2 tRNA genes are annotated in these 236 nt (G+C 55.1%); both read left to right on the top strand.

Going from position 1 to position 236, the window contains the following annotated elements:
* Positions 1–57 precede the first annotated feature (57 nt).
* Positions 58–134: transfer RNA gene (locus E1189_RS00100), tRNA-Ile, on the top strand.
* A 30-nt stretch (positions 135–164) separates the two neighbouring features.
* Positions 165–236: transfer RNA gene (locus E1189_RS00095), tRNA-Ala, on the top strand.

Below are 236 nucleotides of genomic sequence, written 5' to 3'. Positions count from 1 at the left end.
ATCTCACCGACAAGTGCTCACACGAATTGCCTGAATTGTGAAAGATCAAACGTCTATGGGTCTGTAGCTCAGTTGGTTAGAGCGCACCCCTGATAAGGGTGAGGTCGGCAGTTCGAATCTGCCCAGACCCACCACTTCCTCAAGAAGTGAGCCATAGACAATATGGGGCCTTAGCTCAGCTGGGAGAGCGCCTGCCTTGCACGCAGGAGGTCAGCGGTTCGATCCCGCTAGGCTCC

The organism is Parendozoicomonas verongulae (genome assembly GCF_009711465.1).
GTDB lineage: Bacteria > Pseudomonadota > Gammaproteobacteria > Pseudomonadales > Endozoicomonadaceae > Sansalvadorimonas > Sansalvadorimonas verongulae.
This window is presented reverse-complemented; position numbering and strand designations above follow the sequence as displayed.